Below are 14607 nucleotides of genomic sequence, written 5' to 3'. Positions count from 1 at the left end.
TAGGCGGGGTCGATGCGGGTCCATCTCACCGCGCCGGCCGCCGCCGCCGTCCGCCGCGGCCACCCATGGGTCTACCGAGACGGCATCGCGGACGGCGGGCACGGGAGCAAGCGCGGCGAGGGCAAGCGCGGGGAGCGCGCGCACCGCGGCGGCGCCGCGGCGTCGGGCGACGTCGTCGAGCTGTCGGCCGAGGGAGCGCCGTTCCTCGGGCGAGGGCTCTGGGACGCGGACTCGGCGATCGCCGTCCGCGTCTTCCAGCGCACGCAGGCGCCGCCGCTCGACGAGCGGGCAATCGCGGAGCGGCTCGATCGCGCCTTCGCCCTGCGCGACGGCTGGTTCGACGGCCGCGACACGACGGCCTACCGGCTGTGCAACGGCGAGGGGGACCGGGTGCCGTCGCTCGTCATCGATCGGTACGACCGCGCCGCGGTGATCCGCCTCGACGGCGACATGCTGGCGCCCTGGCTCGATCGCCTGCTCCCGCACCTCGCGCGCGCGCTGGGCGCCCGCGGCGTGCGCTCGATCGGCCTGCGCGCGCGCGCGTCGGCGGCGGGCGAGGACGCGGACGGGAAGAAGCTCGCGCACCTGCACGGGCCGCCGCTGCCGGATCGCCTCTTCGTGAGGGAGACGGGGGTCGCGATGGAGGTCGATCTCGCGCGCGGGCAGAAGACGGGGGCGTTCCTCGACCAGCGCGACAACCGCGCCCGCGTGCGCGCGCTCGCGGCCGGGCGCCGGCGCGTGCTGAACCTGTTCAGCTATGCGGGGGGCTTCTCGGTGGCCGCGGCGCTCGGCGGCGCGGGCCGGGTCACCTCCGTCGACTCGGCGTCGGCCGCGCACGCGTCGGCGCAGCGCACGTTCCGCGAGAACGGCGTGGATCCGGCGGCCCACGAGTTCGTGACGGCGGACGCGTTCGACTTCCTCGAGAAGGCCCGCGCGCGCGGCGACCGGTACGATCTCATCATCTGCGACCCGCCGAGCTTCGCGCCGAGCGAGCGCGCCAAGCCGCGCGCGCTCGGCGCCTACCGGCGGCTGCACGCCGCGGTCGCGCGCGTGCTGGATCGAGGTGGCCTGTTGTGCGCGGCGTCGTGCTCGAGCCACATCACGGCGGAAGACTTCCTGGCCACGCTGGACGACGCCACGCTGGAGCGGGACGACCTGCGGATCCGGGCGATCCACGGGCAGCCGGAGGACCACCCGACGCTGCCGGCGTGGTGGGAGGGGCGGTATCTGAAGTTCGTGGTGCTGGAGTGACGCGCTGACGCGCCCGCCAGATTCGCCGCGCGTTCACGGGTGCGCGTCCGGACGGGCCACGGCGCAGCAGAGGTGGCCGGAGCCGGCCGCCGCGAGACCTCCGCCGGAGATCACCTGCGGGTCGAGGCGATTGACCACCGGACAGCCAGTGACGCAGGTGCTGCCGGCATAGCGGAAACGGCTGTCCCTGGAATTCGCCAATGACCCCTGCGCTGCGGGCCTGGCGGAAACGGCTGTCCCTGGAATTCGCTAATGACCCCTGCGCTGCGGGCCTGGCGGAAACGGCTGTCCCTGGAATTCAATGTCGTTCACAAAGGCATGACCGACACGCGCCGCGGCCGTATCGGCTTGACCGTCCGGCGCTCCGCGGGATCGGCAGCATCACGCCTCGACGTTTCCGAGCGCCTCCAGAGATCGGCCTTCCCGGGCCACGCTACTACACTGGCCCAGTATTGTCCATTGCTCAGCCAACACACGGCTCACGCGCGCCCCACCGCGTGCGACGCGTGACGCGCGACGATAGCGAGCGATAAAGTCGATTCGAAGCAGGGAATCGATCGAGCGCACCGCCATAGCCCGCGGTATCTTTGGAGAAGAGCCGCGCCGAGCGGTCCATGAGCTCGGACGCGGCAGACAAGGGGGATCTATCATGACGACGCTGAAGATCACCCCGGAGCAGATGCGCTCGCGCATCGCGCGGTTCGGCGAGCTCCGGGCTTACGTGAATCACACCGTTGACACCAGCATCCCACAGGAGGCGTTCGACGCCGTGAACCCTCCTCTGTATCTCCTGATGGCGCACGCGGCGGGGGACGCGCGCGAGGGGACGGCGCCGGCCATCGTCGGCCCCAAAGGCATGAGCGTGGGCATCGTCAGCTGCAGGCCTGGCGACAAGGTCCCTCTGCACGCACACCGTCGCTCGAGGGAGGTATTTCTGTGCCTCGCTGGACGCTTCGCGCTGCGCTGGAACGAGGGCGCCACGGACGAGACGACGCTCGAGCCCTTCGATATGATCGACGTGCCCGTGGGCGTCTACCGGCAGTTCGAGAACGTCGGCCAGGAGCCCGGGCTGCTCCTCGCCATCATCACGGACGAGCGCGAAGACGAGCCGGGCGACATCGTCATCGCGCCCGAGGACAGGGCGCGCTTCGCCGAGCGCTTCGGGCCCGCAGTCCTGGAGAAGCTCACGGCGACGACTGGTATGCTCTTCACCGATCCTCCCACAGAGTAGCGCCTGCCCTCGCGGTCCATCCGCGGACAGCCCCCGCCGAGCCACGGCGGCGCCGGCTGTTCAGGGCCAAGCCCCGTCCCCTGCCGGCGCCGCGCCGCGCCGACAGCGCAGGGCGCGGCACGGATGAACGGATGAACTGCCTCGGGCAGGAGCTCGGACATGATCGAGATGTGCCTTGCGCTCATCGCACGAACGATTTTGATCATTCCGCTTGGCAATATTTCGATAAAGGATCATTATTAATTCCGTAGACCAAGGAAACGTGTCGCCGGGGGAGGCGAAGACGTCGAGTTCTCGCGTGATGGTTCCGTGACAGGCGTACGCCTGATGCGCGCTCGGGGATGAATTGCGCGCTCGGGACGAGGAGCGCCATGTCACCGAGGACATCGCTGAGCCGACAGCCGGCGCGCGAGCGAATGGAGTGCCTGACGACCTGCATGGGTGCCGCCTACACGGCGCGCGTGAGCCCATTGCGAGGGCCTCTCCGAACGCTCGGAGCGGGAGGAGGGAGGTGCTCTCTGACATCAACGGACAGGAGGGCATGCGCCATGGTTGAGCTGACTTACGCGCCACTTTCCTTCGAGCAAGAGACGAAATGGCTCCTCGCTCGAGTCCATGGTCCCGCGCCGGTCATCCATGAAGGCGGCGCGGCCTGGCTCGACGGGGATCTCGATGTACCCAGGCTGCGCCGCGCCATCGAGGAGATATCGGCGCGCCACGAGCCGCTCAGGACCTCCTTTGTCGAGCGCGAGGGAGAGCCGGCGCAGGTCGTCAGGCCCGCGGTGGCGATCGACCTCAGAGAGGTGGACCTGGCCCCGGACCTACAGCCCACCTCGGACGAGGCGGCGCTCGCGGCCGCCCGCGAGGAGGCCGCTCGCCCGTTCGATCTCGAGCGTGCCCCGCTCTGGCGGGTGACGCTCATCCGGGCGCACCCGCGCCGCCACCTGGTCGCGCTGTCCATGCACGGCCTCGTCTGCGACGGCGCCTCCAGCGTGGGGCTGTTCTTCTCGGAGCTCTGCGCCCTCTACCATTCCATGACGCCTCCGGCGCTGCCCATGCGTTATCAGGACCACGTCCGGCGGCAGCTCGACCGCGCCGCCGACGATCGCCTCGACGCGCGGCTCGACCACTGGACACGGGAGCTCGCCGGCGCGCCGACTGCCCTGGATCTCCCGACGGACCGGCCGCGGCCCGCCGTGCCTGCCTTCGACGGAGGGTCGGTCGAGCGCGCGCTCGATCGATCGCTCCTCCTGCGCCTCGAAGCGGCGGCCCGGGACGAAGGAGCGGGCCTGTTCACCGCGCTGCTCGCGGGGATGCTGGCCGTCCTGCACCGGATCACCGGTGAGGAGGATGTCTTGATCGGCACGCCCCTGCCCGGGCGCGATACGCCGGACGTCCGGGAGCTCATCGGCCTCTTCGGCGGCCCGGTGATCGTGCGGGGCAGGTTCGGCGCACAGCCCTCGTTCCGACAGCTCCTGCGCCAGGTACACCGCTCCATCGAGGAGGGCAGAGCGAACAGCGAGGTCCCCGCCAGGGCGCTGCTGGAGAAGCTCGCCGCGCCGCGCGACCCGGGCCGCACGCCGATCGTCCAGGTCCTCTTCGCGGCGACGCCCCCGAGCCCCCCGCCGTGCAACGGGCCGCTGCTGGCGCTGACCCGAACGGACCTCGATCTGCCGTACGTCGCTCATGATCTCGTGGTGAGCGTCGAGGACGCCGCCGAAGGGGTCGTCGCGAGGCTCGATTACCGCCGCGATCTCTTCGAGCAGGCGACGGCGGTCAGGCTGCTCGAGCACTGGCAGGCGCTGCTCGGCGGCGCCGCCGAGGGCCCTGATCAGCGGATCTCGGATCTGCCTCTCCTGTCGGCCGACGCGCGGCGGCAGCTCCTCGTCGACTGGAGCAGCGGCGCGGCGACGGCCCCGCCGCGCGAGCTGGTCCACGAGCAGGTCGAGGAGCAGGCGCGCCGCGCCCCTTCCGCCACCGCGGTGGCGTTCGAGGGCGAGCGGCTCACGTATGCCGAGCTGGATCGGCGGAGCAACCAGATCGCCCACCTCCTCAGGAAGAGCGGCGCCGGGCCCGGCGCGCTCGTCGGCATCTGCCTGGAGCGCTCGCCGGACATGATCGTGGCCGCGCTCGGCGTGCTCAAGGCGGGGGGCGCGTACGTCCCGCTCGACCCGGCCTATCCGCCGGCTCGGCTCGCGTTCATGCTGGAGGACGCGAAGGTCTCGGCGCTCCTGACCAGCGACCACCTCGTCTGCCGCGTGCAGAGCCGCGGGCTCAGCGTCGTTCGCCTCGACGCGGATCGGGCGATGCTCGATCGCGAGCCCGTGGACAAGGTGCCTCCGGCCGCTGGCCAGGCGCCGGACGACCTGGCGTATGTCATCTACACGTCGGGCTCGACGGGCCGCCCGAAAGGCGTGCTCGTGGAGCACCGCGGGCTCACCAACCTGGTCGCCTGGCACAGGCGGCGGTTCGCCCTGTCCAGCACCGATCGAACCACCCTCATCGCCAGCCCGGGCTTCGACGCCTCGGTCTGGGAGATGTGGCCCTCGCTCTGCTCCGGCGCCTGCCTCTACATCCCCTCCGAGCCCCTCCGCCGCTCGCCCCTGGAGCTCCAGCAGTGGCTGCTGGAACAGCACATCTCGGTCTCCTTCGTCCCCACCCCCATCGCCGAGGAGCTGCTGCGCCTCGACTGGCCCGCTCGCTGCTCCCTGCGCGCCCTGCTCACCGGCGGCGACAGGCTACGGCGCTGGCCTCACCGCGCCATCCCCTTCGAGGTCGTCAACAACTACGGCCCCACCGAGGCCACCGTCGTCACCACCTCCTGCGCCCTCCCCAGGGACGCTCACGGCGACCGCGGCCCCTCACGCGAGCCGCCCATCGGCAAACCCATCGACAACGTCCGCGTCTACGTCCTCGATCCCCGACGCCAGCCCGTCCCCGTCGGCGTCCCCGGCGAGCTCTACATCGCCGGCGACGGCCTCGCCCGCGGCTACCTCCACGACCCGCAGCTCACAGAGGACCGCTTCCTCCCCGACCCCTTCTCCTCCGACCCCGGCGCGCGCATGTACCGCACCGGCGACCTCGTCCGCTGGCGGCATGACGGCGACATCGAGTTCCTCGGCAGGCTCGACCACCAGGTCAAGATCCGCGGCTTCCGCCTGGAGCTCGGCGAGATCGAGGCCGCGCTCAGGCAGCACCCCGCCCTCGACGACGCCGTCGTCCTCGCGACGGACGACGCCCACGACGACAGGCGCCTCGTCGCCTACGTGGTCCCGACGAGCGGCGGCGGAGCCTCCGCGCGAGGCGTGGAGGGAGTGGAGGCGTCGCCGGCAGCGCTCCGCGCTCACCTCCTGGGCCGGCTGCCCGAGTTCATGGTGCCGTCCACCTTCGTCGCGCTCGACGCGCTGCCGATGACGGCGAACGGCAAGGTCGACCGAGCGGCGCTCCCGGCCCCCGGCCCCGCGCGGACCGCGCTGGCGCACGCCTTCGTCGCGCCTCGCTCTCCCGTCGAGCGGGCGCTCGCCGAAATCTGGCAGGAGGTGCTGCGGCAGGAGCGCGTGGGGGTGCATGACAGCTTCCTCGAGCTGGGCGGCAGCTCCGTCCATGCCGTGCGGCTGCTCTCCCGCGTGCGCAGCGCGCTCGGGGTCGAACTCGCGTTCCAGGAGCTCTTCCGCCGCCCGACCATCGCCGAGCTCGCGCCCCTCGTGAGGCAGGAGCCCGCGGCGCGCGGGGCCGAGCGCGCGATCTCGCCCGTCCCGCGCCTCGGACCGCTGCCCCTGTCCTTCGGGCAAGAGCGGCTCTGGTTCCTCCAGCGGCTGGCGCCGGAGAGCCGGGCCTACAACTGCTTGTTCCCGTTCCGCCTGCGCGGGCGCGTCGATGTCGGAGCGCTGGACAGGAGCCTCCGCGAGCTCGCGCAGCGGCACGAGATCCTTCGGACGACCTACGCGGAGCGCGACGGGCGGCCGGTCCAGGTCATCGCCCCGCAGAGCGCGTCGCAGCTCAACGTGATGGATCTCCAGCACCTCTCCCCGGAAGAGCGGGAGGTCGCGGCGCACCAGCGCATCAACGCAGAGGCGCAGACCGTCTTCGACCTCGAGCGAGGCCCCCTGCTCCGGGCTTGCCTGCTCAAGCTCGGGCCGGACGACCACATCCTGTGGCTCCACCTCCATCACATCGCGACCGACGGCTGGTCCATCGAGCTCGCGTTCCGCGAGCTCGCCATCCTCTACGACGGCCACCGCCGGGGCGCCCCCGCGGCGCTGCCCGAGCTCGCGATCCAGTACGCCGACTTCGCCGCGTGGCAACGCGAGCAGATGAGGGACAGCGCCCGAGCAGAGCTGCTCGCCTGGTGGAAAGAGCGCCTGCTCCACGCGCCGCCCCTGCTCGAGCTGCCGAGCGATCATCCGCGGCCGGCGATCCAGAGCCTGCGCGGCGCCACCGTCTCCTTCCGGATCGACGCGCCGCTCGCGGAGCGCCTCGGGGAGCTCAGCGCCCGGCGGGGGATGACGGTGACGATGGTCCTCATGGCCGCCTTCGCCGTCCTGCTGCACCGCTACACGCAGCGCGACGACCTCTTGATCGGAATGCCGAGCGCCAACCGGGCGCGCATGGATCTCGAGGAGATCATGGGCTTCTTCGTGAACATCGTGCCCCTGCGCGTCGATCTGTCCGGCGACCCGAGCTTCGACGAGCTGCTCCAGCGGGTGCGGCAGCTGTGCCTGGAGGCCTACGAGCACGACATGCTGCCCTTCGATGTGCTCGTGCAGGAGCTGAGGCCCGAGCGCAGCCCGGGCTACAACCCGGTCGTGCAGATCGTCTTCGCCCCGCAGAGCCCGGCGGAGCGCGATCTCGCGCTCGCCGGGGTCGAGGTCCGTCCCATCGAGGCCGACGCCAAGAAGACGATCTTCGACCTCTCGCTGTACTCCTGGGAGGGCCCCGACGGCGTGACGGGGATGCTCGAGTACAGCACCGATCTCTTCGACCGAGCGACGGTCGAGCGGATGGCGGAGCACCTGCTGACGGTGCTCTCCACCGCGGCCTCGGCGCCGGATCAGCCGGTGTCGTCGCTGCCGCTGCTCACGCGCGTCGAGCAGCGGAGGCTCGTGATCGAGATGAACGACACGGCGGTCGACCCTCCAGGAGACCGGTGCGTCCTCGACCTGTTCGAGGAGCAGGCGGCGCGCGCGCCGCATGCCCTGGCCGCCGTGGCCGAGCGCGGCTCGTTGACGTACGGCGAGCTCGATCGCCGAGCGAACCAGCTCGCCCACCGCCTGCGCGAGGCCGGCGTGGCGCCGGGGACGGCGGTCGCGATCCACGCAGAGCGGTCGCTCGCTCTCCTGGTGGGCATCGTCGGGATCCTCAAGGCTTCCGGGGCGTACATCCCCTTCGGCCCCGAGAGCTCGAGCGAGCGGCTGGAGCTCATGCTGAACGACTCCAGGGCGCCGGTGCTCATCACCGGGGCGCGCCTCTCCGACCGCATCCCCGCGTTCGGCGGCGAGGTGATCCGCCTCGACGCCGACGGGCGGGCGCTCACCGGGCAGCCTGATTCGGCACCGCCGAGGAGCACAGGCCCCTCCGACCTGGCGTATGTCATCTACACGTCGGGCTCGACGGGCCGCCCGAAAGGCGTGCTCGTGGAGCACCGCGGGCTCACCAACCTGGTCGCCTGGCACAGGCGGCGGTTCGCCCTGTCCAGCACCGATCGAACCACCCTCATCGCCAGCCCGGGCTTCGACGCCTCGGTCTGGGAGATGTGGCCCTCGCTCTGCTCCGGCGCCTGCCTCTACATCCCCTCCGAGCCCCTCCGCCGCTCGCCCCCGGAGCTCCAGCAGTGGCTGCTGGAACAGCACATCTCGGTCTCCTTCGTCCCCACCCCCATCGCCGAGGAGCTGCTGCGCCTCGACTGGCCCGCTCGCTGCTCCCTGCGCGCCCTGCTCACCGGCGGCGACAGGCTACGGCGCTGGCCTCACCGCGCCATCCCCTTCGAGGTCGTCAACAACTACGGCCCCACCGAGGCCACCGTCGTCACCACCTCCTGCTCGCTCCTCCGGGGCGCCCCCGCCGACCGCGACGCCTCACGAAAGCCGCCCATCGGCCGGCCCATCGACAACGTGCGCGTCTACGTCCTCGACCCGCGCCGACAGCCCGTCCCCGTCGGCGTCCCCGGCGAGCTCTACATCGCCGGCCAGGGCCTCGCCCGCGGCTACCTCCACGACCCGCAGCTCACAGAGGACCGCTTCCTCCCCGACCCCTTCTCCGACGCGCCCGGCGCCCGCATGTACCGCACCGGCGACCTCGTCCGCTGGCGGCTCGACGGCGACATCGAGTTCCTCGGCAGGCTCGACCACCAGGTCAAGATCCGCGGCTTCCGCCTGGAGCTCGGCGAGATCGAGGCCACGCTCAGGCAGCACCCCGCCCTCGACGACGCCGTCGTCCTCGCGACGGACGACGCCCACGGCGACAGGCGCCTCGTCGCCTACGTGGTGCCGGGCAGCGGCGGGCAGCGCGCGGCGCACGACGCGGGCCTCCAGGCGGGCCACGTCACGGAGTGGCGCGCGCTGTACGACGGTACCTACGCGAAGGACATCGCCGCCGCCGATCCGGACCTCGACACGACGGGCTGGAACAGCAGCTACACGGGCGCGCCCATCGAGGCGGCGGAGATGCGCGCGTGGCGCGATTTCACGGTCGAGCGGATCCTGTCCTTCCAGCCGAAGCGGGTCTGGGAGATCGGCTGCGGGACAGGCCTCCTGCTCCTGAAGACGGCGCCCCGCTGCGAAGCCTACCTGGGGACCGACTTCTCCGAGCAGGCCATCTCCCTGCTCCGCCCCAGGCTCGCCGCCAGGGAGTATACCCACGTGACGCTGGCGCGCCGCGAGGCCAACGACTTCAGCGACGTCGAGCCGGGGAGCTTCGACGCGATCGTCCTCAACTCGATCGTGCAGTACTTCCCCGGCGCCGACTACCTGCGATCGGTGATCGAAGGCGCCGTCCGCTCGGTCGCCCCCGGCGGGCTCGTGTTCATCGGCGACGTGCGGAGCCTCCCCCTGCTCGAGGCGTTCCACGCGTCGGTGCAGCTCCACCGGGCGGCGCCGGACACCGCGGCCGAGGAGCTGCGTGGCCGGGTGCGGCGGGCGATCTCGACCGAGGAAGAGCTCGTCGTCGCGCCCGACTACTTCCGCGCCCTGCGCGGCCAGATCCCGGGCGTGAGCCAGGTGGAGATCTGGCTCAAGCGCGGCCACGGCGCCGAGGAGATGACCCGCTATCGGTACGACGTCGTGCTGTTCGTGGGCGAGGCGACGGAGCCGGCCGCGATCGCTCGTTCGATCGGCGGGCCGGCGCCGGCGGACATGGATGAGATCGAGCGATCGCTGCGGGAGGACCGCCCCGAGGCGCTGGAGGTGCTGGGCATCCCGAACGCGCGCGTGCACGCGGACGTCGCCCTGGCAGCGGCGCTCTCGACGGCGAGCGGGACCAAGGAGGACCTCTGCGCCGCGGGCCCCGCGCGCGCCGGCGCCGCGATCCAGCCGGAGGCGCTCTGGGAGCTCGGCGGCAGGCTGGGCTACGCGGTCCGCGTCACCTGGTCGCGGACCGGAGGCCCGGAGCGCATGGACGTCCTCTTCGAGCGCGACGGGGATCCGCGGAGGCCACGCGCCTTCCTCGGCGCGAGCGCCGCCGAGGGACAGGCGCGCTCGCCGCTTGTCAACGACCCGCTCCGCGCGAAGCAGGCGCGCGCGCTCCTCCCGGCCCTGCGGGCGTTCCTTGCGGCGAAGCTCCCCGAGTACATGGTGCCGGCGATCTTCGTGAAGCTCGACGCGCTGCCGCTCAACGCGAGCGGGAAGGTCGATCGGCGCGCGCTCCCCGCGCCCGAGCGCCCGACGCCGAGCGCCGAGCCCAGGACCGCCGCGCCGGCCTCGGACATCGAGGCCGTCCTGAGCGAGATCTGGCGCAAGGTGCTCGACCTCGACCGCGTGGGGCTCGATGATCGGTTCTTCGAGATCGGCGGCCACTCGCTCCTGCTCGTGCAGGTCCAGGCCGCGCTCCTGGCGCGCCTCGGCCGGAACGTGCCGATCGTGGAGCTGTTCCAGCACCCGACGATCCGCAGCCTGGCCGCTCACCTCGGGGCGGCCTCGCGGGCCGCGGAGGCAGACGAGACCGCGGCGCCGGCGCCGCCGACGCGCCCCTCGAGCCGCCGGGCCCCCGCGCCGGAGCGCAAGGCGGCGCCCGCGAACGCCGTCGCGATCGTCGGGATGTCCGGGCGCTACCCCAGGGCGCGCGACGTCGACACGCTCTGGTTCAACCTGCGCAACGGCGTCGAGGGCATCCGCTTCTTCACGCCCGAGGAGCTGGAGGCCTCGGGCGTCGATCTGGACCTGATCCGCGCGCCGAACCTCGTGCCGGCGTGCGGCGTGCTGGACGACGCGATGTGCTTCGACGCGCGGTTCTTCGGCTACAGCCCGAACGAGGCGATGCTCATGGACCCGCAGCACCGGATCTTCCTCGAGTGCGCCTGGGAAGCGATGGAGAGGGCCGGCTACGATCCGCTCTCGTGCGAGCAGTCGGTCGGCGTCTTCGCCGGGAGCGAGGCCCCGCTGTACTGGCTGGAGCGCGTCGGCATGCCCAAGGCGCCGCTGAGCGCCGAGTACTACCGGATCGTCACCGGGAACGTCGCCGACGGCCTGACGACGCGGGTCGCGTACAAGCTGGGCCTCCGCGGCCCCGCCGTGACGGTGCTGACCGCGTGCTCGACGTCGCTCGTCGCGGTGCACCTGGCCTGCCAGAGCCTCGCCACGAAGGAGTGCGACATGGTCCTCGCGGGCGGCGTCGTTGTCCTGCCGCCGACGCGGCTCGGCCACGTCCACGAGGAGGGCTCGCTCGCGTCGCCGGACGGACACTGCCGGCCGTTCGACGCCGACGCGCAGGGGACCGTGGCCGGCAGCGGCGTGTCAGTGGTCGTGCTCAAGCGGCTGGAGGACGCGCTCCGCGACGGCGACCACATCCACGCCGTCATCCTCGGATCCGCGGTCACCAACGACGGCTCGCGCAAGGTCGGCTACGCCGCGCCGGGCACGGACGGACAGGCGCAGGCCATCCTCAGGGCGCACGCCGCCGCGGGGGTGGAGCCGGAGAGCATCACCTTCGTCGAGGGCCACGGGACGGGCACGAGGCTCGGCGATCCGATCGAGGTCGCCGCCCTGTCGCGCGCCTTCAGAAATGGCACTGACAAAGTCGGGTTCTGCGCGCTGGGCTCGCTGAAGAGCAACCTGGGGCACCTGGGGGCGGCCGCCGGGGTCACCGGGCTCATCAAGGCCGCGCTCTCGCTCGAGCACGAGCTGATCCCGCCCACGCTCCACTTCCGGCGCCCGAACCCCGAGCTCCACCTGGAGAGCAGCCCGTTCTTCGTCAACGCCGCGCCGCTCGCCTGGAAGCGCGGAGCGCGCCCGCGCCGCGCCGGGGTGAGCGCCTTCGGGATGGGGGGCACGAACGCCCACGTGGTCCTGGAGGAGGCGCCCGCGATGGAGCCGTCCGGCCCGTCGCGGGCTTGCCAGCTGCTGGTCCTGTCCGCGCAGACGAGCGAAGCGCTCGAGGGCATCACCGATCGGCTGGCCGGGCACCTGCGGCACGCGGCGCGCGTCCCCCTCCCCGACGTCGCCTTCACGCTCCAGCAGGGCCGGGCGCGGTTCGCGCATCGCCGCGCCGTCGTCTGCCGCGACCCGGTCTCGGCGGCCGCCCGCCTGCGAGCGCGCGATCCCGCCCACGCCTTCAGCGACGTCGCCGAGGGCCCCGCGCCGAAGGTCGTGTTCCTCTTCCCCGGCGGAGGCTCCCAGCGGGTGGACATGGGGCGAGAGCTGTACGCGAACGAGCGCGTCTTCCAGGAGAGCCTCGATCAGTGCGCCGCGCTGTTCCAGCGCGCGCTCTCCATGGACATCCGGGCGCTGCTCTACCCGGGCCCCGAGGAGCGGGAGCGCGCGGCCGAGCAGCTGCGCGCCCCCTGCGCGAACATGGCGGCCATCTTCTCGACCGAGTACGCGACGGCGCGGCTCCTCCTGTCGTGGGGCATCCGCCCGGCGGCGGTCAGCGGACACAGCCTGGGCGAGTACACAGCCGCCTGCGTCGCGGGCGTGCTGTCGCTCGAGGCCGCGGTGACGCTCATCGCGGCGCGCGGGCGCCTGTACGAGCAGCTGCCCAGGGACGTGGCGACGCTCGTCGTGCATCTCTCCGAGGACGCGCTGCTCGATCGGCTCGGCGACGGGCTCTCCCTGGCCGCCGTCAACGGCCCGGAGGTGTGCGTCGTCTCCGGGACGCTGCCGGCGATCGAGCGCCTCGAGCGGGAGTGCGCGCGCGAGGGCCACGAGACCCGGCGCTTGCCGATCGCCACGGCGGCGCACTCCTCGCTCGTCGGCCCGCTCGCGGACCGCTTGACCCAGGTGGCGGCCTCGCTGGAGCGACGGGCGCCGCGCATCCCGATGCTCTCGAACCTCACCGGCGCGTGGATGACGGACGCCGATGCCCAGGATCCGTCCTACTGGGCTCGGCACCTCCGGGGGACCGTCCGCTTCGGGCGAGGGCTCGCAGCGCTGCTCCTCGACCCGGATCACGTCTTCGTCGAGGTCGGGCCCGGGCGGACGCTGGCCACGCTGGCGAGCCAGCACCCCGACGCCGGCGCAGGGCGGCTCATTGTCACCACGATGGCGAGCTCGGGCTCCGATCGGACGGACCTGGAGGCGCTGCTCGCCGCCGTCGGCCAGCTCTGGTGCGCCGGCGCCGACGTCGACTGGGCGGCGTTCTCCCGGGACGAGCGGCGCCGGCGCGTCCCGCTGCCGACGTACCCGTTCAAGCGCACGCCGTACATGCTCGGCGCCTCGCGCCCGGCGCCCGCGACGATGGCGGCGCCCTCGTCGGCGCTCGACAGCAGCGACGCGGCGTCGCGCCCGGCGCCTGCGACGGAGCGGGTCGCCGCGAGCTCCGAGCCGAGGGCGGGGGCGCCTGCGGATCACGCGGCGCGCGCGATCGCGGACATCTTCAGGGAGGTGCTCGGCGTGGCCAAGGTGCGGCCGCACGACAACTTCTTCGACCTCGGCGGGGACTCCTTGAGCGCGATCGCGGTGCGGACCCTGCTCAAGGAGCGGCTGAAGGTCGAGCTCCCGGTGCACGCGCTGCTGGAGCTCCGCACCGTCGCGGCGCTCGCCGAGCACATCCACGAGAGCCAGCCTCCCAGCGCCTCCGCGCCGCCCACCTACAGGAGCGCCAGCGTCGCGTCGGGGCGCGGGCGCGGCCGGCTCATCGTCCCGCTCCACGTCGGGTCGCACCGCAGGGCGCCGCTGTTCCTCGTGCAGCCCATCGGCGGCACGATCTTCATCTACCGCGAGCTGGCGCGGCAGATGGGCGCCGACCTGTCCATCTACGGGATCCGGGCGTCGGGGATGGAGCCCGACGAGCCCGTCTTCACCGAGATCCCCGCCATGGCGGCGCGGTACGTTCACGAGCTGCGCGCCGTCCAGCCGGAGGGCCCGTACCTCCTGGGCGGCCACTCGGCCGGCGGCGTGATCGCCTACGAGATGGCGCAGCAGCTCCTGGCGGAAGGGAAGAAGGTGCAGCTCCTCCTGCTGGACACCGGATCCCTGGCGTCCGTGCGGGGCGCGTCGATCGAGAGCGCCGACGACGTGCTCCGGCAGCTGATCGGGCTCAAGGACGCGGCCCCCAAGGCGTACCAGGGCTTCGTCGCAGCGCTCCGGGAGGACGCGCCGTTCCGCGCCATCGTGCTGAGCACCTGGCGCGCCATGACGCGCTACGAGCCGCGCCCGACGGAGGCCAGCGTCCTGTTCGTGCGCGCGCGCGATCAGCTCGGCGCGAGCGAGCCCGACGACGTCGACTACTGGAGGGACCTCACCCGCGGGCGGTTCGTCATGCACCAGGTCCCGGGCAACCATTTCACCATGATGGAGCCGCCTCAGGTCGCGTCCGTGGCCCGCGTCGTCCGGGCGCACATCACGGCGCGGAGCCGCGTGCGGGCCAGGATCCCCGAGAGCACCGCGCGTTCGGGGTTGAGCCGATGGAGCTCCCGGAGAAGCGGCCCGGACAGCAGCCCCGACAGCGGACAGGCGAGGACCTGAGCCGGTCGAGCC

Annotated in this window: 3 protein-coding genes; all 3 read left to right on the top strand. The window is 72.6% G+C overall.

The window, feature by feature from the left end; translation table 11 throughout:
• The first annotated feature begins 12 nt into the window (after positions 1 to 12).
• On the top strand, positions 13 to 1251 hold the full coding sequence (locus tag WME97_RS01870) for a class I SAM-dependent rRNA methyltransferase (protein ID WP_437549009.1): 1239 nt from the start codon (positions 13 to 15) through the stop codon (positions 1249 to 1251).
• A 649-nt stretch (positions 1252 to 1900) separates the two neighbouring features.
• Complete coding sequence (locus WME97_RS01865; RefSeq protein WP_437549007.1) at positions 1901 to 2482, top strand: cupin domain-containing protein; 582 nt, start codon at positions 1901 to 1903, stop codon at positions 2480 to 2482.
• Positions 2483 to 3030: 548 nt separating this feature from the next.
• Complete coding sequence (locus tag WME97_RS01860; protein WP_437549005.1) at positions 3031 to 14595, top strand: amino acid adenylation domain-containing protein; 11565 nt, start codon at positions 3031 to 3033, stop codon at positions 14593 to 14595.
• Positions 14596 to 14607: the final 12 nt, after the last annotated feature.

Origin of the sequence: Sorangium sp. So ce367, from assembly GCF_051520455.1 — a bacterium.
In the GTDB taxonomy this organism is placed as follows: Bacteria; Myxococcota_A; Polyangia; order Polyangiales; family Polyangiaceae; genus Sorangium; species Sorangium cellulosum_B.
Note: the sequence above shows the minus strand (reverse complement) of the source record. Positions and strands in the feature narration are given on the sequence as shown.